General features: G+C 43.4%; 20 protein-coding genes. 10 read left to right on the top strand and 10 right to left on the bottom strand.

Annotation, left to right across the window (positions count from 1 at the left end):
• Positions 1 to 44: 44 nt before the first annotated feature.
• Positions 45 to 1,844: an FG-GAP repeat protein gene (locus tag ACHUFZ_RS04700; protein WP_394126114.1), complete on the bottom strand. Its 1,800-nt coding sequence runs from the start codon at positions 1,842 to 1,844 to the stop codon at positions 45 to 47.
• Between the two features lie 286 nt (positions 1,845 to 2,130).
• Here ACHUFZ_RS04700 and ACHUFZ_RS04695 point away from each other — a divergent pair, with 286 nt between their 5' ends.
• Positions 2,131 to 2,703, top strand: coding sequence for a YceI family protein (locus ACHUFZ_RS04695; RefSeq protein ID WP_394126113.1), 573 nt, complete (start codon positions 2,131 to 2,133; stop codon positions 2,701 to 2,703).
• Positions 2,704 to 2,795: 92 nt separating this feature from the next.
• Here ACHUFZ_RS04695 and ACHUFZ_RS04690 read toward each other — a convergent pair whose 3' ends face one another.
• From ACHUFZ_RS04690 to ACHUFZ_RS04670, 5 genes are all read right to left on the bottom strand, one after another.
• The gene (locus ACHUFZ_RS04690; RefSeq protein WP_394126112.1) at positions 2,796 to 2,990 is read right to left on the bottom strand and encodes a hypothetical protein; all 195 of its coding nucleotides are present in this window, start codon (positions 2,988 to 2,990) and stop codon (positions 2,796 to 2,798) included.
• Between the two features lie 457 nt (positions 2,991 to 3,447).
• The gene (locus tag ACHUFZ_RS04685) at positions 3,448 to 3,954 is read right to left on the bottom strand and encodes a DUF3087 domain-containing protein (protein WP_394126111.1); all 507 of its coding nucleotides are present in this window, start codon (positions 3,952 to 3,954) and stop codon (positions 3,448 to 3,450) included.
• Positions 3,955 to 4,074: 120 nt separating this feature from the next.
• A complete protein-coding gene (locus tag ACHUFZ_RS04680) occupies positions 4,075 to 5,802 on the bottom strand; it encodes a sensor domain-containing diguanylate cyclase (protein ID WP_394126110.1) in 1,728 nt (575 codons plus the stop codon).
• 79 nt (positions 5,803 to 5,881) lie between these two features.
• Positions 5,882 to 6,709, bottom strand: a complete 828-nt coding sequence (locus ACHUFZ_RS04675; protein WP_394126109.1) for an AraC family transcriptional regulator — start codon at positions 6,707 to 6,709, stop codon at positions 5,882 to 5,884.
• A gap of 14 nt (positions 6,710 to 6,723) precedes the next feature.
• Positions 6,724 to 7,317, bottom strand: a complete 594-nt coding sequence (locus ACHUFZ_RS04670) for a LysE family translocator (RefSeq protein ID WP_394126108.1) — start codon at positions 7,315 to 7,317, stop codon at positions 6,724 to 6,726.
• A gap of 162 nt (positions 7,318 to 7,479) precedes the next feature.
• Here ACHUFZ_RS04670 and ACHUFZ_RS04665 point away from each other — a divergent pair, with 162 nt between their 5' ends.
• From ACHUFZ_RS04665 to ACHUFZ_RS04640, 6 genes are all read left to right on the top strand, one after another.
• Positions 7,480 to 8,292, top strand: coding sequence for a nickel-binding protein (locus ACHUFZ_RS04665; protein WP_394126107.1), 813 nt, complete (start codon positions 7,480 to 7,482; stop codon positions 8,290 to 8,292).
• Between the two features lie 102 nt (positions 8,293 to 8,394).
• The gene (locus tag ACHUFZ_RS04660) at positions 8,395 to 10,401 is read left to right on the top strand and encodes an HD domain-containing phosphohydrolase (RefSeq protein ID WP_394126106.1); all 2,007 of its coding nucleotides are present in this window, start codon (positions 8,395 to 8,397) and stop codon (positions 10,399 to 10,401) included.
• A 96-nt stretch (positions 10,402 to 10,497) separates the two neighbouring features.
• Complete coding sequence (locus ACHUFZ_RS04655; protein ID WP_394126105.1) at positions 10,498 to 10,836, top strand: cytosolic protein; 339 nt, start codon at positions 10,498 to 10,500, stop codon at positions 10,834 to 10,836.
• Between the two features lie 106 nt (positions 10,837 to 10,942).
• Positions 10,943 to 11,791, top strand: a complete 849-nt coding sequence (locus ACHUFZ_RS04650) for a patatin-like phospholipase family protein (protein WP_394126104.1) — start codon at positions 10,943 to 10,945, stop codon at positions 11,789 to 11,791.
• A 187-nt stretch (positions 11,792 to 11,978) separates the two neighbouring features.
• Positions 11,979 to 12,407 (top strand): hypothetical protein, encoded by a 429-nt coding sequence (locus ACHUFZ_RS04645; RefSeq protein WP_394126103.1) that lies wholly within the window; start codon positions 11,979 to 11,981, stop codon positions 12,405 to 12,407.
• Between the two features lie 71 nt (positions 12,408 to 12,478).
• Positions 12,479 to 12,973 carry a P-loop nucleotide/nucleoside kinase family protein gene (locus ACHUFZ_RS04640; protein ID WP_394126102.1) on the top strand — a complete coding sequence of 165 codons (495 nt, stop codon included), beginning with the start codon at positions 12,479 to 12,481 and terminating at the stop codon, positions 12,971 to 12,973.
• A gap of 62 nt (positions 12,974 to 13,035) precedes the next feature.
• On the opposite strand, the gene ACHUFZ_RS04635 is transcribed toward ACHUFZ_RS04640, so the two are convergent.
• Positions 13,036 to 14,229, bottom strand: coding sequence for an acetate/propionate family kinase (locus tag ACHUFZ_RS04635; protein WP_394126101.1), 1,194 nt, complete (start codon positions 14,227 to 14,229; stop codon positions 13,036 to 13,038).
• A 295-nt stretch (positions 14,230 to 14,524) separates the two neighbouring features.
• Here ACHUFZ_RS04635 and ACHUFZ_RS04630 point away from each other — a divergent pair, with 295 nt between their 5' ends.
• From ACHUFZ_RS04630 to cueR, 3 genes are all read left to right on the top strand, one after another.
• Positions 14,525 to 16,150, top strand: coding sequence for a putative bifunctional diguanylate cyclase/phosphodiesterase (locus ACHUFZ_RS04630; protein ID WP_394126100.1), 1,626 nt, complete (start codon positions 14,525 to 14,527; stop codon positions 16,148 to 16,150).
• Between the two features lie 366 nt (positions 16,151 to 16,516).
• On the top strand, positions 16,517 to 17,560 hold the full coding sequence (locus tag ACHUFZ_RS04625) for a porin (protein WP_394126099.1): 1,044 nt from the start codon (positions 16,517 to 16,519) through the stop codon (positions 17,558 to 17,560).
• 184 nt (positions 17,561 to 17,744) lie between these two features.
• Entirely contained in the window at positions 17,745 to 18,131 is a 387-nt protein-coding gene (cueR, locus tag ACHUFZ_RS04620) for a Cu(I)-responsive transcriptional regulator (RefSeq protein ID WP_394126098.1), read from the top strand.
• Positions 18,132 to 18,170: 39 nt separating this feature from the next.
• Here the strand turns inward: cueR and vctC are convergent, their stop codons facing one another.
• The 3 genes from vctC to vctD are packed head-to-tail and all read right to left on the bottom strand — an operon-like array spanning position 18,171 to position 20,808.
• On the bottom strand, positions 18,171 to 18,926 hold the full coding sequence (vctC, locus tag ACHUFZ_RS04615) for an iron chelate ABC transporter ATP-binding protein VctC (protein WP_394126097.1): 756 nt from the start codon (positions 18,924 to 18,926) through the stop codon (positions 18,171 to 18,173).
• Between the two features lie 6 nt (positions 18,927 to 18,932).
• Positions 18,933 to 19,883 carry an iron chelate uptake ABC transporter permease subunit VctG gene (gene vctG, locus ACHUFZ_RS04610; protein WP_394126096.1) on the bottom strand — a complete coding sequence of 317 codons (951 nt, stop codon included), beginning with the start codon at positions 19,881 to 19,883 and terminating at the stop codon, positions 18,933 to 18,935.
• On the bottom strand, positions 19,873 to 20,808 hold the full coding sequence (gene vctD / locus ACHUFZ_RS04605) for an iron chelate uptake ABC transporter permease subunit VctD (RefSeq protein ID WP_394126095.1): 936 nt from the start codon (positions 20,806 to 20,808) through the stop codon (positions 19,873 to 19,875). Before vctD ends, vctG begins: the two co-directional genes overlap by 11 nt.
• Between the last annotated feature and the right edge of the window lie 10 nt (positions 20,809 to 20,818).

Below are 20,818 nucleotides of genomic sequence, written 5' to 3'. Positions count from 1 at the left end.
TCAAGAAATGCATTTATCATGAGAAGTTCAGAGGAAGGTATTTATTAATAAATAAATACTGCTCCAGAATTGGTGTGAGTATTATCTTTATAAGGAGCCCCTATTGCTATTGTACTACCATCATCTGACAAGCTAAGTGAGTAACCAAAGCGACTATCGTCGAGCGTAATTGGCGCTTTGAGATAGGCTACTTGACTCCACTCGCGACCATTGTTTTTAAAAAGATAGGCGGCACCAGAATCCGCCTTTGCCGAAGTATTGAGATTTGAGTCATCGTTAATACCAATGGCATCCGAGTCTTCACCCATCGCCCCGACCGCTAGTGTGTCACCATCATAGCTGAGAGACACACTCATTCCGAACTGATCAAAAGCTTCTGGTACCTTCGCTTTTATATGATCAGTAAACATCCATTCATTCCCGTCATACTCATACAGATAGACGGCACCTGACCCACGTAACGACGAAGAACGACTATGTTGGTCACTGCTGTTAATACCAACGGCATCAGAGCCTTCAAACAAAGCGCTAACTGCAAGAGTGTTTCCGTTACCACTTAAACTAACTGCATTACCAAAAAACTCGTTCGAAGCAGTATTAGAGGCTTTGATATAGGTTTCATTAATATTGTCCCAACTACCGTTAGAATAGCGATACACATAAACTGCTCCTGAGTTGCTCATTGAACCAACTCTACCACCAGCTACCCCTGTAGTGGCAGAATCTTCATATACTGCGCCAACAGCCAATACATTGCCATCCCAACTCAGACTAACCGACTGCCCATATCCATCGGACGTGTTGTCATTGATTCCGGCTCCACCGCCAATATTCAAATTGTCATTCGATTGAAAAAAATCCTCTTCAATCCATTCATCATTAGCGTGATGATATCGAAAAATATAGACAACATCTTTGTCACCGGTTTTGTTACTATGATTGGCGGGATCACCAATCGCCAAAGTATTGCCGTCACCGCTAATAGCGATAGATTCACCAAAGGCATTTTCTGTATCTGATGCTGCAGAGTTAGGCTCTATAGTGGCAACGCTCTGAGTACGTTGCCAAGCGCCATTAGAATTTTTATATCGATATACATAGACGATCCCTTTCCTGTTGCGGGAGAGGCTATCATTGGTCGTAATTGCCAACACCGAACCGTTAGCATTTAGAGCTACCCTATAGCCAAACCAATCGTTACTAACAGGTAAAGGGGCTTTAACGTAGTCCACATTTTGCCATTGGTTATTTTGGCGCTTATAGATATAAACCGCACCAGCAACCGTCAAACTCGTATCGGCCGGTGACGAGCCGTCTGAACGCTCTCCAGGTGCGCTTATAGCTAACGTTTCTCCGTCGGCACTTAAGCTCACAGACCACCCTAAATACTGCTCATCACTTGCGTTAGAAAGCTCTATCTCACGTATCATAGAAGTCAGTTGGGCTGAATCGAAATTAACGCCAAGGATATTCGAATGGCTTTGATATTCGCCTGTACTCGCCATAATGTACAGATCGCTACTAATAAGCGGAAGGGGATTAATATCGAGCGAAATCTCAGTGCTATTGGTCACCGAACCTAAATAAATACATTCACCTGACTGGTCTGGATCTGTCTGACAAAGCGTATAGACCACCTGTTTTCCATTAGCATCCACCGCTTGCCATTGGGCTTTGACTTTACCATCAGACTGTAACGAAATATCGTAAAACTGAAATGGCGCTAGGGAAAAGTGTGAAGATTCTTGTTCTTGGTTGACAACAGCATCACTACACCCAGTAAGTTGTAATGTAGTGAATAAACTAACAAAGAACAAACAATGTAAATTTTTAATTAAAATCATTAAGTTAACGCACCCTGGTGAGTTTAGTACGCTAATAGTAAATGATGCGCTAAAGTCAGAAAATAGCAAATGAAATATATAATTTTCACAGTGCTAGGGTGGCAAGAAAAACACTCAAAGCCCACGATGATAGTCGTTGGTTTTTTCAGAATTTGAGAACTCACTCTGCGCAATTATTGGACAGAGTTTCTCAAAAACGTTTTCTAATCCGGACTACTATCGTGAAGCACATTGCTCAAAAACTATGCTTAACACATAACGCTCAACAAATTAGAGGTAATAAAAAATGAAAAAAGCTTTATCTTCCCTCGCTATGACGCTCACGCTGCTTTCTAGTGCATCTTTTGCTTCTGATAACTACACGTTAGATTCAAACGTCTCTTCCGTTAGCTTTGCTACGATTAAAAAACAGTACATCGTTGAACCTGCAACGATAAACACCCTATCTGGCACGTTAGATAGCAGTGGTCTGTTTAATGTCTCTATCGACCTAAACGGGATTGATACTGGCGTTGAGATCCGCAATACCCGCCTTAATGAGATCTTCTTTGAATCTGCCAAGCATTCACCGGTAACCGTAACCGGAAAAGTTGATTGGGCATCATTAGGTGAAGGCTCGCTCAAGATGAATGTACCGGCTGAAGTAACGCTGTTTGGTAATACTAAGTCGATTGAGTTCCCAGTGGTCATCTTAAATGCTGGTGATATGGTAATGGTGAGCTCTAGCGCACCTGTGATTATTGGTGCTGCTGACTTTGGGATTCCAAGTAAGAACTTAACTGACTTAGCCGCAACGGTTGGTGATATTGGGATTTCAGATAGAGTGCCGCTTACATTGAATCTGATGTTTAGGAAATAGTTAGGTATGAGAGGAACTCTGACAAAGCCAAGTTCGTAAAAAGGACTGACATTATTCGTCAGTCCTTTCGGATTTTTATAGTCTCAAATTACTTAAGATAACTTACTTTCTAGATTAGCGATTAGCTTCCAACTTTGAGGGTATTTTTCCCCGAGAACAAGAAAGAAGCTCTTCATATCCAAACTTTCTTCAACTGCTATATCAGCAATTCGCGACAAATAAATTTCATCAGTTTCAAAGGAACGTATAGGGTTACGTTCTAGAAAAAGCAATACTTCGGTGTTCATTCTTATTTACCTTATCACTTATAAAATATAAGACAGCGTAGCATAGGACTCTTTCTCTACAAAATATAAGCTGGTCAACTTCTATTTTAGTATGGCTCTTTAAGAGACAGCGCAAATAACAAATACCGTCCACACAACAAAGCCTCATTGTGCAACAGCCCACGACATATCAATCAGCTATTGAAATAACATCAAAGTGCGAATACATCTTGGGTCAGAGCTAGCTACTCAGCAAACGAATCTAATCTATTCTCGATAAAAAGGTTCTATTTACTTGGGAGTCCATATATCGAATGACAGCAACTAGAGTAACTTCTGCTTTACCACTGTCATCCCCGAGAGGGAGGCACGAACGAGTTGGGGATCTCTAACAGTAAGTAGAGAACCTAATTTAGGCAAGTTCATGTAGAACAGGCATTGGGAGAAATACTTAGCGTGAATCTAACCTAACGACGACCTAAAACGCCTTAAGAATCGCCGAATCATAATTCGCAATATCTAACGTCACACCATGCTCTTCTACCAGCTCATCCAGTTTAGCTTGAGCCGTATTCAAGCTATCCATGGTGATGGTGTTGTCGTCCAATTGCCAAAGCTGGCGAGAACCGTCATAGCTAAATTGAAGCGCAAGCATGGCCCCAGCATTACCCTGCTCTGCTGCGGCATCAAGCTTTCTCTTCTTACGGTGGATGAGGTTTAACGCCTGCTTAAGGTCCCAAACGTAGGCGACTTCATGCATTTTAGGGTGCGTTTTGAGCTTAATAAGCGTCATCACGACACCAATTGCGCTGATAATCACGCCAAGTACGTTCCAATGGAAATGTGAGCCGGACTCGTCTGGAAAGAGGAAAATAAGCGCCTGAGAAATGGCAAGGCTAAACACCGCTAAGACTGCGATACACGCGACAATGACAATGTTTAAACGTGAGCGGTATAACTGCTTGTCGATCTTTTGTAGTTTCATCAATAGTCCATTGTTTGAGTAGCCTTAACATCGCATCGATAGGCTGAAATGAACTGATGATTATACATTTTGTACGGCTTGAGATAAGCGCTAATTTGTTGCAAATAGTGAGTTGTTGATTCACTGCATATCGCTTGAATGCACCGCTTGGGAACGGCCTCGGTTCTTAGCTTCATACAATGCGTTGTCGGCGAGTTTAACCAAGCCTTGATATGACACGTCGGCATCAGGAAAAGTAGCAATACCTGCAGAGATACCGAGTTGCCCGAGGGATAAGCCTTTCATATCCAGATGAAGTTTTTTCACCGACTCAACAATGGTTTCAGCTAAGGTTACCGCTTGCTCTGACGACAGATTGGGACAAACCACCGCAAACTCTTCACCGCCAATTCGGCATACGACTCCCTGTCCTTCAGTGATGAACGTCATTAGATTTGCGATTTCTTTTAAGACGAAATCACCCGCATCATGGCCAAAGTTGTCGTTAAATTGTTTGAAGTGGTCAATATCCAGTATCTGAACTGAAAGCGGCGCTTTTGTTTGATAAGACGTTGAATACTCTTTCTCTAACATGTCTTCAAACAGTCTACGGTTATACAATCCAGTTAACGGGTCACGCATGGCTTGAGAACGCAGCGTTTCTTGCAGGCGTAAATTGGCCAAGGCTAAGCCAAGGTGCTCAGCTAAGGTAAATGCCAACTGTTTTGTTTCTTCATCGATGGGCTTATCTTCACTTGAAAAATAAAGGTGAAAGAGCCCCATAGTATTACCGTGGGCGATAAGCGGAATGCAGATGGTCGTATCTGAGGTATCCATCCCGCTCATGTGGCCACAATCTAAATGTTGATTCTTCTCTTTAGACAAATGGTACTTACCTTTTCTCATTGCCCAACAGTCATCTGGTGCAAAAGTTACCGCTCCGGGCCACTTGCCTCCCCAATCAATCACCACTTCTAGTAAGTTTTGCGACTCACGCATAATCGAAATGCAGCCATTGATATCTCCCAATATGCGAGGCACGACATCTTTAACAACGAATGTGGCTTCCTCCATGCTTTTACAAGCCGCTAGTGTGGTTGCTAGTTGGCGCAGCAAATCAATTTCTAGCGTACTACGGTCAATTCGTAACTGCTGCTCTCTTTTGTCACGGCCAACCACCGCTGCAACACTTCGGTACGCGTACCATGATGTACTGAGCAGAACGATCATCGAAAATGCCATGATCAAATAGTTGATGAGTTCTAAGTCCTTAGCCATTCGATAGACAGAAGCCATGGGGACCGCCAATCTAATCACGTAGATAGAATCGTGCACCTCATGTTCGCTTTCGTGTTCATCGTGATGATCGTGTTCAACATCAGTATCTTCTTCATTGTGCTCTTGGAAATGATGTGGATCGATGATCTCCACTCGAGCCGCTACATGCAGAAAATCTTGATTACTGGTGGTATTAAATCGTTTTGCGACGCCGATTCCATCAGCAAGTGCAGCCTGCACTTCTGGCCTTTGACTAAAGTTTTCTGCGCTATTCACCTCATGTTTCTTGAGGTGAGAATCCCCGAGTAATTTCCCGCTAGAATGGATAATGGTAAATCTTTGGTCGGAGGTAGATTGGGACAAGTTATCAAGAAAGTCATCGATTTCATCTGACGAAAAATCATAAATATGAAGCTGTTTTTCAACAATCTCATGCTGTACATCATTAAGCAGACCTAGCATGTGATCACTAACAATCTCAGTAGTCCAGTTCTCTAATGTCTTTTGAAATAGGTACGCTCCAGCAATAAATGACAAAGCCAGAGCAATAATTGGTAGGTAAAGGATCTTACTAATCGGGGTGGCCACCATTAACTTACGCCTCAAATCACCTTAACTTTCAGTTTAGATGATAAAAAGATAAGTAACACGACCAACTAGTTCAATTGTACTAAGCACCAACAAAGTGCGACTGATAATACTTCGGCGTCACCGCCAAGCGCTTTTTGAACTGGCGTTGAAAGTGCGCTTGATCAGAAAAACCTAGACTATGCGCCACATCTGATAGAGATTCCCCCGCTTTAAGCATCACTTTCGAGCGCTTGATCTTTTCATCCATCAAGTAGGCGTATGGCGGCAATCCGTATTGGTTTTTGAATGCGCGCAGCAACTGGTAACGGCTCATCCCCGCTTCTGCTGCTAGGTTTTCTAACTCATGGTGTTCTGCTACTTCATCAAGCAGCTTTTCTCGAATGCGTTTGATCGGCTCGACATGCTTATATCGATTTGTTGGGCTGGTGATTTGAAAAGTTGATTCAACGAAGCTGTACAAGCAAGTTTCAATGTTTAAGCTAGATTGCTCACTTTCCAAGGCATCAAACAGAGTCAGATATTGCGCTTTTAACACATCGTTGCGCTCAAAGTCACTATTAAATGCTTGGTAATCCATCGGCATCTGCTGGTTGTTCTCACGCAAAATATCGCGCTGTAATTGGCCCATTTTTGTCGCGTTCACAAACAACATACTATAGGACCATAGGCCCGCTGCAGGGTTACATGAATGCACATCGGAAGGGTTAATCGTGACCAAATCTCCCACGCTGATTCGATGGGACTTATTGCGATTTTTATAGTCTGCAGCACCTTGGAGAATAACACCAAAAGAGAACTCATCATGGGAATGGGCGTCATAACAGGCGCTACTTCGATTGGCGACTCTTAGTTCAATCCAAGGTAGAACTAGGTTTTGCTTAAAGCTCGCGCTGTTATCTCTTTTCATTATGACATTCCTTGTCAAAGCCAAATCATTAGCACTGAGGCTAACAATATAATAGCCATTGAACGATTAAAGAACAGTTGTTTTCTTTGCTCTTGAAGTTGGCTGGTAAACATCGTTCCAACCACAGCCCATAGTCCGACACCGATTAGGCATGCGATAAGTGAGATTAATGTGTACATCCATAACCAAGCTTGCTGCTCACTTTGCCCTACCACATAAAGGCTGACGCCAGACATGGCAACCAACCAAGCCTTGGGGTTTAGTAGCTGAACCAATGCGCCGCTCAGCCAGCTAGAATGACGACTATCTTCCGTTTCTAGTCGACCAAATGGCGCGGTATAAATCTTGTAGGCTAAATAGCTGAGAAAGGCGCTGCCAACAAGCTGCATCGCCAACTCAATTCTTGGTAACCATTCAACGAGGCTGTTCAGCGTATTACCTGTAATAAACACCACCAGCGCGTAAGCAACCGATGCACCGATAACATGCTTAGCAGCGGTGGATTTACCAAATTGCGCTGCCGTAGAAGTGGCGATTAGGTTGACGGGACCAGGAGTGACGGCGCCAACAAACGCGAAAATCACCATTGCTAAAAATACGCTATTCATACCCTCTCCTTGTAAGATGCGATCTCAGACCTATCAAGATAAAGAGAATGGGATTAACAGTATTGAACGATATTGCGCAGTGCTATCCCGCGGGCATAATCATCACAAAAAAGTGGCGTGTGCTATGGTTAATTCAACACTTCGCGTCGAGAGTTCATCATTATGCCTCTATTTATGGATCGTCATTTTTCAGAGAATCCCACCCGAGAAGCCATTGAATTAGCACATAAAAAGGACTTGGATATTCAAGACAAATATGGCGTCAAATTTGTCACCTACTGGTTTGATGAAATGCGCGGCACTACCTTTTGCTTGGTCGAAGCTGAAGACGAATCTGTCATACGGAAAGTCCATCAAGAAGCACACGGTGATATTCCCGGAGAGATCATCCCCGTCGATGGCGATATTGTTAAGTTATTCTTAGGACGGATTGCAGATCCGGTCCCTTCAGAGCCCCATGAAACAACGGAAATCGATAGCGCGTTTCGTATCATCATGTTTACTGATCTAGCGGGGTCTACCGCTATGACTACTGAGTTGGGCGATAAGAAATCTATGCACCTATTACGTATTCATAATGTCATTACTCGTGAGGCAATTAAGGCGCATGAAGGCCGTGAAATTAAACATACTGGCGATGGCTTCATGGTCTCTTTTACTTCAGCAGATGAAGCAGTTAAATGTGCGAAAAGTATTCAAGATGCGTTTAAAGAACATAACCAGAATAAGCCAGAGCAAAGTATGCATGTTCGTATCGGTTTAAGTGCGGGCGAACCGGTCGAAGAGAACAACGACCTATTTGGCAGTGCGGTTCAAATGGCTTCTAGAGTGTGTGATGCCACAGAGTCTGATCAAATATTGGTTGTCGAACTGGTTAAACAAAGCTGCTCAAACAGTCAGTTCCAGTTTCGCGAGTTTGGTAAGAAGATGTTCAAAGGATTTAATGAACCGACGCAGGTTTATCAGGTTATCTAGATCTAGCGAACTTTGCGCTAATCCCTAATCACCACAGCTCTGTGCGGCAGAGTCATTTCGTGAAAACTGAACTATTCTAAAGAAGTTCAAAAGGGAGTTGTGATGAAGTTAACCGACGATACGTATTCACTTGGAAAGCTGTCGATAGCACATGGCCGCTCGTTTGCCACAACAGTGATGTCGGAGGAGTTGAATCAACGCCAATTACGTTGCGTCGAAGTGAGTAACGAGCAAGAGATCCTCAACCTATCCCCCACGTTACTGATATTAGATCAACAATTGCTTGAAGTTGTGAGCATAGCCACCATTAACCAGTGGCGCGAGAATCAAGGTTTAATCGTTATTGCTGAGCAGCACCTTGAGGTTGAAGCCGACCTTTATGTACCAACAGGATTCACGAAAAGAATCACCCTAAAACATATCGAATCCGCACTATTAATACATACTCAACGAGAGCAACAAAAGGAGTTAAAACAGCTCCTGAGCAATAAATCGAATAGCTTAAGTCGACTGACCGAAATTGGTATTGCACTGTCAGCGGAAAAAAACCTGACGGCTCTACTCAATCGGATTTTGGATGAAGGACGAAAGCTCGCTGTGTGTGATGCAGCCTCACTCTTTTTGCTTGATGATCACGATAAAGACCATCGTCAGTTAGTTTTAAAACTTACTCAGAACGCCTCTATTGAGTTTGATTTTGAAGAAAAACGCTTCGACCTTAATGACAGTAGTATCTCCGGCTATGTGGCGATTCATGGTCACGAAGTGAATATCGAAGATGTTTATGACATCCAAGACAAACCCTATCGATTTAACCCAGTTTTTGACCATGCGACTGGGTATCGTTGTCAGTCGCTGCTAGCAATACCTATATTCAATTACCATCAAGAAATCATTGGCGTATTGCAGTTTATTAATCATACCAAGCAAGCTGGTGTGCACCTCTCTTCTCACTCGGTGACCAAAGACAATGTCATCCCGTTCGATAAAGAGATTTGCCCTTTGCTACGTGCGTTAGCGAGTCAGTCTGCGATTGCGATTGAGAACAGGCGCTTGATTGAGAGCATACGCCGTCTATTTGAGGGGTTCGTCCAAGCTTCCGTTACGGCAATCGAGCAGCGAGACCCGACAACCAGTGGTCACTCGTTTCGTGTCGCTGACCTCTCTGTTGCCTTAGCGAACTGCTTGAATAACTCCAACCTTAAACAATATCGTCATCAGCGCATCAATAATAAAGATCTACGTCAGCTCAAATATGCTGCGTTATTGCATGACTTTGGCAAAGTGGGTGTAAAAGAGTCAGTATTGACCAAGGCGAAAAAACTCACTGATCATCAGCTCGATGTAATCAAATATCGCATTCGCCTTACCCAGCAAAGTTTGCTTCGTCAGCGAGCAGAGATAGAACTCAAGTTATTTAGCCAAGCGCCTGGCTCAAATTCGCAATCAGCGCTTAGGCAACAAGAGAATATCCAGCAGCAAATATCTCAACTGGAGCAGTTCTGGCTCGATATCTTGCAAGCCAATGAACCTTCCGTGCTGCCCGAGTCAGCCTCTGACACCCTAAAAGAGATCCATGCTTATCACGCAATCGATGAAAATGGATTGCTTACTCCTTTGATCAATGAAGATGAGTTGCTTGCTCTATCTATCCCTAAAGGAAGCCTGACGCCAAGCGAGATGGATGAAATACGCTCTCATGTCGTTCATACCGAAACCTTCCTAAAGCAGATCCCTTGGACTCAAGACTTGCAGGATATCCCTCATATTGCGGGCGCTCATCATGAAAAAATTGATGGAAGTGGCTACCCCAAAGGCTTAGCTGGTCAACAGATCCCCTTGGCTTCACAAATTATGACGGTATGTGACATTTATGATGCGCTCACAGCCTCTGACAGGCCGTACAAAAACGCTCTTCCCGACGATATTGCGTTTAAAATTCTTTTTAATGAGGCAGAGAAAGGACAGCTCAATGGCGATTTAGTCAAACTGTTTATCGATGCCAAAGTGTTCCTAGCCATCAAAGATAAACAGTACAAAAATGATTGCAATGAGTGTGGTAATTTCCATCACCACGTATGTGATTTTGACTTGTTGGATCATCACTAAAGCTCACCAATCGATTAGCGTTTAGCTACTAAATTTCTACTACGTTCTGCACTTGATAGTGTTAGAATCTCCGCATCAGAAATATCGAGATACCCTATGTTTATCCATCACGTTAACGGCATCGACTGGCTGGTCATTACCGCTTTTGAAGAACTGAAACCTATATTTATCGAAGACGCAGGTAGGATCCCTTCTTGCTTCTCTACCACCAGCGAATTGAGCCTGATTGACCAAGCCAAGCGCACTTATGGATATTTGCCTCCACTTAGTGGCGTAATCACCGATACTGGCACATTTGAAAGCCCGGATAACGAAGAAGATTTGAACCCACAGCTTGCCTGCTTGATTGAAGGACGTGGTCGAGTGTTTATCTATCACGGCGGCTTTGTTGCTTTTGTCGATGACGAGCAAACCTTTGTTACCCGCTTGGACTGAAAATTATTCAGTAAGTTGAAATCAATATAAGCCGCTCAGCTTGCAATAGAGTTCTTATTCCAATTCTGTTACTTTGACCAAGGAATATGCAGGGAACGGACTTCACATGACACAAAAAACGAAGCATGCCTTAGTCGTTGAAGGTGGTGCAATGCGAGGGATATTTGCAGCTGGCGTTTTAGATGGCTTTATCGATCACGACTACAATCCTTTTGATTTTTGTATTGGCGTCTCTGCGGGTTCGACCAATATCGCCTCTTGGCTTTCTAACCAACGAGGTCGAACCTATACCATCATCGCTGACTATTCCTGCCGTCCTGAATTCATTAACTTCCGTCGTTTTGCCAAAGGTGGTCACTGGCTCGATCTAGACTGGTTATGGGATTACATAGCACTGCACAACCCTTATGATATGCAAGCCTTTGCCAAGCAGCCTATTCCCTTTCACATCGTTACAACCGATATCTCGACGGGTGAACCCGTTTATACCCTAGGGCATGAAAATAATTTAGAGATGATTCTAAAAGCGTCATGCTCACTGCCTATGGCTTATCGCACTCCCATCAATGTTGAAGGAAAAACATTGATCGACGGAGGTGTCGCAGATTCGATTCCCGTGATGGAAGCCTACAAGCGAGGCGCAAAGGAAATCACCGTTATCCTGTCGCAAAAACCAGGCTATATGAAGCGACCGCCAAAGGCTACTTGGTTAATACGTCGACTGATGAAAAACACGCCTCATCTTGCTGATGCGATGATCAATCGAGCCAAGCAATACAACGACACTTTAGAGTTTATTAATAACCCTCCTCACGACTGTACTGTTCACATTATAGCCCCAGAAGATAACTTTGCCGTGGGAAGGCTAACAACGAACAAAGACAAGCTCGATGCTGGATATCAAATGGGGTTGAGAGCAGCGAAACATGCCATACAACCCTTTCCGATTGTTTGAACTACCGGGGGCTATTCTTCCAGCTATGTTGCTATACCGCGCAAAGAGTAGTAGCCTTTAGCAAGGCCGGTTGGATGCCTACCTCGCAAAAACGATAGTACCAACGATTAAAAAATTTATAGCAAGCATTTCACTTGCATATCATCCCATCACCGACAGCGAGTAGGTTGAGTAAAAGGAGGACGATATGTGCCATCAAAATAACCCCGATCTTCAACTTTGGCTTCGAGAAGCAAAGGTCTTACAAAAACTCACCCAGTCAACGTCACTGTCTGACGCTTTGCCTGTTCTTAGACGTTTACTCAATTCAAACGTGCTAACCAATATCTCGTTGGTTGAACTTAAGAAGAATGCTTCGATTATCCAACGTAAGCATTTGTTGCAGATGCTGGCTGCCGAAAATGGCGCAAGTTGTTGGGCTGACTTTAAACAACAAATCGTTACAGCTCCCGAAGGTTCAATTCTGCCCAACAGTATTGAGTTACGTGATGCTGGTTACCCTGTTCTTTGGTTCTCCAATGCAACCGAAGCAACTGGCTACTCTAACCAACACGGTGGAAAAGTCGTTAAGTTAGGCAACCAAGCAGCCGTTGTTCCATCACAATGGGAACGATAACGAGCATCACCTGTTCAGTTGTATTTGATAGCTTACGTAACACTCATGGGTAAATTAAAAAGGAGTTTAAAGTGGCTAGGTTAATTCTAGTGTGTGGGCCTACAGGGGCTGGTAAGACGACGTACTCGATGGATTTGTGCGACAAGATCAAAGCAGTGAAATTTTCAATAGACCCTTGGATGCAGACACTGTTTGCGAAAGATATGGTCTCACTTGATTTCTCATGGATGATGGAACGTGTAAATCGTTGTTATGAGCAGATTTGGGAAGTCAGTGAACAAATTCTATCATTCGGCGGAAATGTCGTGCTTGATCTGGGTTTTACAACTAAGTCGCAGAGGGACATCTTTGTAAATAAGGCATTAAGTTTAGGCATCAACGCTGAAATTCATTACCTCGATGCGCTTACAGAGACACGAAGACAGAGAGTCGCTAAACGAAATGTTGAAAAAGATCCTACCGTATACTCTTTCGAAGTAACGGAGATGATGTTCAACTTTATGGAGCCTAAATTTGAGGTACCAGAAGAAAGTGAACTTGTGAATGGACGCCGGATTGTCGCTTAACTTAATAAAAAAGGCGAACCAGATGGTTCGCCTTAAATTGACTTATGTTCCTGTTTGAGCTGTTACAGTAGCTCGACTGATTGCTGTGCAATAACGAACTCTTCGTTGGTTGGAATAACCATCGCTACTGCATCAAGAATTTGTGACTTCGCGATGATACCTGCGTTACCAAAGCGTGCGTCTTCGTTGCCCTTCTCGTCTTCAACAAAACCTAGAAGTTTTAGGTTGTTTAAGATTTCACGGCGAATAGGTAGTGAGTTTTCACCAATACCACCAGTAAAGATAATTGCGTCTAGGTTGCTAAGTGGAATTAGGTAAGAACCAATGTACTTCGCTACGCGGTAGGTAAACACTTCAAATGCGAGTTTCGCACCTTCGTGACCATTTTCCATTGCTTCTAGAATGCCACGAGCGTCTGACGTTAGGCCAGAAACACCTAGGAAACCTGACTTCTTGTTCAGCGTTTCGAATACTTGCTCTGTCGTCCAACCTTTTTTGATTAGGAACTCGATAACACCTGGGTCAAGGTCACCAGAACGCGTACCCATCATTAGACCCGCTAGCGGCGTGAAGCCCATAGAGGTATCAACAGACTCACCATTTTCAATCGCACATACTGATGCGCCATTACCTAGGTGAACAGAGATGAAGCTCGCTTCTTCAACTGGTTTGTTTAGCATCTTCGCAGCTTCACGGCTTACGAAATAGTGGCTAGTGCCGTGGAAACCGTATCGACGGATCCCGTACTCTTTATAAAGCTCATTTGAAATCGCACCTGTGAATGCTTTTTGCGGCATTGTTTGGTGGAATGCAGTATCAAATACAGCGAATTGAGGTAGGCTTGGGAAAGCTTGCATAGCAGCTTGAATACCTTTAGCGCCTGCTGGGTTGTGGAGCGGTGCCAAATCAGACAAGTTTTCAATTTCTGCTAGTACTTCATCACTAATTCGTACGGTAGAAGTGAACTTCTCACCACCGTGTACGATACGATGACCCACGGCAACTAAATCTTTTGTGAAACCTAACGTTTCCATCAATGCTACGATTCGATTGATAGCATGTTGGTGATGATTGTCTGGAGCATTGACAGCTTCTTCAGTTTTCTCACCATTATACTTCCAGCTGATCACGGCTTCTGGTAAACCAAAGCACTCACCTAAGCCACTGACAATCGCGTCACCAGACGCAGAGTCAATCACTGCAAACTTTAATGATGAGCTACCAGAGTTAATGACCAGCACAAACGAATTCGACATGGGTATGTTCCTGTTTCAGAGCAATTTGATGAAGCGTAGTGCTTCTATTGTATTGTTTGACCCATTATTCAATATTTTTTGAATCTTTCAACTTATATTTGAAAGATTCAACAATATAAATAATTTTTGTTGATCTGACGCAATTGTTGATTTAATTCGGCCTCAAAAATTAATGACATCTTTATAAACAGAGATTTGGTGACTAAGATTTAAGCTATGAATACCTTTTGCACTTGATATTCATGTCGGCCTAACTACAATTTAACAAAACAATATACTGTTACTGGATATTTCTTTGTTTATACTCGCGGTCATGCTCATTATCATCGGCATTATTTTTCTTGTTTCTGGGTTAGCACAAGCAAAAAAAATATGCGCTCAAACCCAACATACTGGGTGGAGATTGCTGAGTCTGCTGATTGCCTGTTTCATCCTCGGTTACTCTCTGGTTTTAGGTTCACTGCTGATCGATAAAACTGTCGACGCTATTTTATTTGGTCTATCGACGATTCTGTTTTCAGGCAGCATCTTTGTCTTCATGGTCACTAAGTTTAGCCTGAGCACCATTCAACAATTGCATATGCTCGCCCAAGAAGAAAAGCACAATGCTCTGCATGACCCATTAACAGCCCTACCCAATCGCAAGCACTGTATCGAAACGGTCAACTTTTTGGTCGAAGACGATGTTCCTTTCCAACTAATGCTGCTCGATGTGGTCAACTTTAAGCAAGTTAACGACGGTATGGGCCATTTTTGCGGTGATCAGTTGCTGATTCAAATAGGGCATCGCGCTAGAGCGCACCTCATTAAAGGTGACTTTATTGCCCGCATTGGCGGGGACGAGTTCGTTGTCGTTATGCCTAATCAATCATTGGATCATGCATTTGACGTTGCTAATAAAATAAACCAATCGCTCAAAAGGCCCTTTTCGATTGATGGTTTCGAGCTAACCAGTAGCGTTATCGTCGGCATCGGCTCGTACCCAAAACATGGGACCAGCGTTGATCAGATCATTAATGCCGCTGATGTCGCTATGTATTGGGCCAAAACAAACGGAAATGAGGTGGCGAACTTCTCATCGCATATGAGTCAAGATGCACTAAGAAAACTGCAGATTTCTCGTCAAATTGATCAAGCGATCGAAAACAATGAATTTGAATTATTCTATCAGCCAATTATCTGTTTAGAGCGTGATATTGTGTGTAGCTATGAAGCGTTAATGCGTTGGTTAGATGAAGACGGAAAGCCAATCACACCCTCTGACTTCATTACTATTGCTGAGCAAAGCAACAAGATCACATCAATCACTGAGTGGATGTTAGATAAGGTAGCAAGCGACATAGAGAAGCTAATCAAGGCGGGCATTCACTGCCCAATACATGTGAATTTGTCAGCTAAAGATTTGATGAGTAAGAACCTAGAGAACCAGTTGAGTCGCTTGGCGTTTTTGAACAAAAGCTTTGTCAATATGGTCGTATTGGAGATCACTGAAACAACGGCAATTAACCGCTTACGAAGCCCCGCAACCCTACTAGAAAGACTGAAACAAATGGGGTTTAGGATAAGTCTCGATGATTTTGGTACTGGATTTTCGTCACTTTCACTACTGCGAGATCTTCCCGTCGACCAAATCAAGATCGACCAATCCTTTGTATATCAAATGCAGAGAAACGCGAGAAACCGCTCAATTGTGGCTAACTCCATTTCTCTTGCTCATGGTCTTGGTTACACCGTGATCTCAGAGGGTGTAGAACACGAAGAGGTAGTCAGCATTTTACGCGACTATGGCTGCGATTATGTCCAAGGTTATTACTATAGCCCTGCTTTGCCGTTAGAGCGGGCCATTAACTGGACGCTAAGCCGTGACGCTGAACACTATGAGCAACTTGCTCAACACAAAATAAAAAAAGCTGCCCAATAGCTATTTAACATTTTAATTGCTAGCGACAAAAACTACATTTCATTCTCCCCAAAAGCAACCGTTTGCATTTATTCCCCCTATCATTGACCCACTACCAATTCCAATTTAAATGATTGATTATTAAAATTTTATTTATGATAAAGGCGACACATTCACAAAAAGAATACGTAAAAAGACAAAACTATAAAAAAAGCTAATGTAACAATTAATTTCAGAATTAACTGATTGATTTATTTAAAGTTCCCACCAATTTGAACGTTTTACGTTATTTTGTAACCTTTATGTTAAAAATCCATATAGAGTCTGCCACATCGTTAAAACACGAATGACAATTAAGCCTGTCGGCTCATATATATGGACTTTATTATGAAAAAAACGATCTTAGCAGCTGCTATCGCAACTCTTTCTACTTCTGTTTACGCTGTTGAACTGTACAACCAAGAAGGCACGACTTTCTCAATCGGTGGCCATGTTTCAGCAAACCTAAATGGCTCTGAGCAAGGCGATACAGATGTCGGTACAAACTCTCCACGTATCAACTTTAACGCTACACAAGATCTAGGCAATGGTTTCACTGCTGATGCAAAAGGTGAATGGGCTCTTAACTACCTAGATGGTGGCGACAATGCATTCACAACACGTCTAGGCTACGTTGGCCTAACGCACGATGAGCTTGGCCGCGCGGTTGTTGGTACTCAGTGGGCACCATACTACGACGTAGCTGGTGTAGCTGATATGCCTATCGCTTACGCGAACGACTTTATCTACGACAACCACGGTGCTCTAGGCACGGGTCGTGCTGATAAGATGATCAGCTACCGTAACGGTTTTGAGTTCGGTGACGCTGGCGCATTTAACTTCGGTCTAGGCTGGCAAGGTGCGAACGATGAGCGCACACTTGATGAAAACGATAACCTAACAGGCATCAAATACGATGACCGTATTCAAGCAGCGGTTAGCTACTCAATTGCTGGCGCAACTCTTGGTTACACCTACAACACGGGTGATTTCACTACATTCGGTTCTGCAAAGCGCACTGCTGAGTCGCACCTAGTATCTGTTAAATACGGTACTTACGGTAAAGGTCTTTACCTAGCGGGTGTTTACGCAGATAACGAAAACATGAACAACGGTAGCTCTGGCCTATTAGTTGAAAGTAACGCGTACGAAGCACTAGCGTCATACGCACTAGATAACAGCCTAAACCTAATCGTTAACTACGAAATGGTTGAAGGTAAAGAAACTAAGTTCTCTCAAAAAGAAACGGCACGTGAAGAGCTAGCACTCCAAGCTGAGTACAACTTCACGCCTAAGTTTGTTGGTTACACTGCATACCAGTTTGACCTAAACGATGCGAACAACAACCAAACTGATGACAAGTGGTTAATCGGCGCTCGTTACTACCTATAAGCTATTACTGTCCCAATTGCTGAATACTTCAGCACCGCCCACCTCTTTTGAGGTGGGCTTTTTATTTTCAATCACCTCTTAGTAGCTAAATTGCTGCAAAACTCGTTACAATAGTGGTTAAGCACCCTATACCCTATACCCTATACCCTATACCCTATTTTGACTTGAGCTTGAGGATCGACACATGAACATCGGCGCTGTATCAAAGCTGACCGGACTATCGAGTAAGTCTATTCGCCTTTATGAAGACAAAGGCTTGATTACTCCCCCTAGCCGCAGTGATGCTGGCTATCGTGAATATTCAGAGCAACAAGTCCAAGAGCTTAACCTTATCTCTCGGGCAAAAAATGCAGGATTTTCACTGATCGAATGTAAAGAGTTTGTTCAGCTTGCTTCCAACCCAAACCGTAAAAGTAGCGAAGTAAAAGCGAAAGCAAAAGAGAAGCTGGCTGAAGTGGAAGTGAAGATAAAAGAGCTCAAAGAGATAGAGCTTCAGCTCAAAAGCTGGGTCTCTGCTTGCCCAGGGGATTCTGGTAGCCAGTGTCCAATCATTGAAGATTTGACCAAGTGATCAAAAAAGGCCTTGATTGAACTCAAGGCCTTAATTTCATTAGTAGTAAGTACACATCCGTTTGCCATCGACTTCGATGATGTTAAACGGCGTTTCGTAGATACTTTCTAAAATATCAGACTGAATCACTTCTTCCACTTTACCTTGCGCCACTACCTGCCCTTTCTTAAGTGCAATGATCTTATCTGAGTAACAGGCAGCAAAGTTAATATCGTGAATCACGACGACGACGGCTTTGTTCATCTCATGGGCTAAACGGCCAACGTTGCGCATAATCTGCAACGAATGCTTAATATCTAGGTTGTTTAACGGCTCATCGAGAAATACATAGTCGGTATCTTGCGCCATCACCATAGCGATAAACGAAAGCTGTCTTTGACCACCACTTAGCTCATCTAGGTATTTGTGCTGAATCTCTACTAGGTCCAAGTATTCAATCGCTTTGTTGATGATCTTATTGTCTTCATCATTAAGCTTGCCCTGTGAATAAGGGAAACGTCCAAAGGCGATCATTTCTCGAACGGTAAATCGCATGGTGATGTTGTTGGCTTGGCGCAGCACCGCAAGGCGTTTAGCGAGCTCTTTGGTATCCCACTCACTAAGCTCTTTACAGTCGATGTAAACTTCACCTTTGTCTTTACTGACTAGGCGACTCGCCATAGATAGCAGAGTACTTTTCCCTGCACCATTTGGGCCGATGATTGAGGTCACTTTGCCTTTTTCAAACTCAGCGCTCGCGCTATCGACCACTTTAGATTGACCAAACGCTTTGGTCAGGCTTTTTAATGAAATCATAGAAACCTAGACAATTTTGTTGCGCAGCAACATGGTTAAGAAATAAATACCGCCGACAAAGTTAATCACGACACTGATGGTGGTTGAGAATCCAAATAGATTTTCGACGATCCACTGACCACTTAATAACGAAGCGACTGACAATAAAGATACGCCTAACAGTAATACCTTATGCTGGAACGACTTAAACAGTTCTCTTGCAAGGTTGGTCACCAACAAGCCAAAGAACATAATTGGACCAATTAAGGCAGTCGAGACAGCAATAAGAGCCGCGCTCAATATCAGCACTTGCAGCGTCACTTTCTTTACGTCAACACCCAAACTGGTGGCGTTGTCTTTATCTAACCAAAACACATCGAGCGTGCGGTGCAAGCGGAATAACAAAAAGCTGATACCAAGCAGCAACGGCGCGCAGAGATAAACGAGCTCGACTTTAACGTTATTAAAGCTGGCGAACATGTTCGCTTGTACTGCAGCGAAATCATTAGGATCAAGCAGCATAGTGAAGAATGACGAGATGCTTGAGAACAACTGCCCAAGGATAACCCCTAGAAGCAGCAACACCATCAAGTTCTGTCGCTCTCCTCTGAAATAGAAGCTAAACAGCAGCACAGAGAATCCCAACATTGCCGCCACAGACAAACCAAAGTTAAGGTATGCGTTTAGTGCCATGGCGCTCATGCCGCCAAACAAAACAACCACCAGCACTTGAGTGAACATATAGAGCGAGTCAAAACCCATAATGCTCGGCGTCAAAATGCGGTTGTGCGTGATGGTTTGGAACACCAGTGCAGATTGGCCGATGGCAATGCCTGCAATCACCATTGCCAGCACTTTAGGAACACGGCGTGACAAAAAGTATTGGTAGTTGTCGGCATTAAGGTCAATGCCAATGAACAGAAAGCAAAATACGATCGTCGTTACTGCAAGCAAAACGAGTTTGGTTCTATCTTGCATCTTTCTGCCCTTTCAAGATAAAAAAGATAAACACAGAGCCGCCCAAGATGCTGATGATGGTCGAAATAGGAATCTCATATGGGAAGATGATTAAGCGACCTGCCAAGTCACAGCACAGTACAATCAATGCGCCGAGAATCGCCGTAAGCGGAATATTGCGTCTTAAATTATCACCGAAGAAGTGACTGACAAGGTTTGGCACGATTAGACCAAGAAACGGCAGCATGCCGACAATCATCACCACAGACGCGGACATCACAGATACCAGCAGAACACCAATGATCAGTACCTGTTGGTAGTTCAAGCCCAAGTTGGTCGCAAAATCTTTACCAAGGCCAACGGCGGAGATACGAGCAGCATACAGGTAGCTGAATATTGCAAATGGAATCGCGATATAAAGCAATTCATAATCGCCTTGAAGAAGGTTGGCGAAATTAGCCACCGTCCAGCTGGACAGGTTTTGCAGCGCGTCGTATTTGTAAGCAATAAAGGTGGCGAGTGAATCAACCACATTACCGAAAATGATACCAACTAAGGGTACAAAAATGGCGTTTTTAAATTGAATTCGGTTGATGAATTGGACGAACAATAATGTGCCAGCCATTGCTACACCAAAGACTAGCCATAGCTGCTCACTACCAAACAATACCAAGCTGATGATGTAACCGAGCATGGCACATTCGATCGTGCCTGAAGTGGATGGCGACGCAAATCTGTTCTGACTGATTTGCTGCATAATCAAACCTGCAATACTAAGGCCTGCACCAGCAAGAAGCACTGCAAATAGACGTGGAATACGGCTGGTAAATAATAGATGCCAGCTAGCAGAATCACCTGCTAAAAGGGATGTTAGGTTAAGCTGCCCGACACCAACAAACAATGACGCCACACTAAGTAAAACTAGCGTCAGAAGTAACTTTTTCACTCTTTGCCTC

This window comes from Vibrio hepatarius (assembly GCF_043642085.1).
GTDB classification, from domain to species: domain Bacteria; phylum Pseudomonadota; class Gammaproteobacteria; order Enterobacterales; family Vibrionaceae; genus Vibrio; species Vibrio hepatarius_C.
Note: the sequence above shows the minus strand (reverse complement) of the source record. Positions and strands in the feature narration are given on the sequence as shown.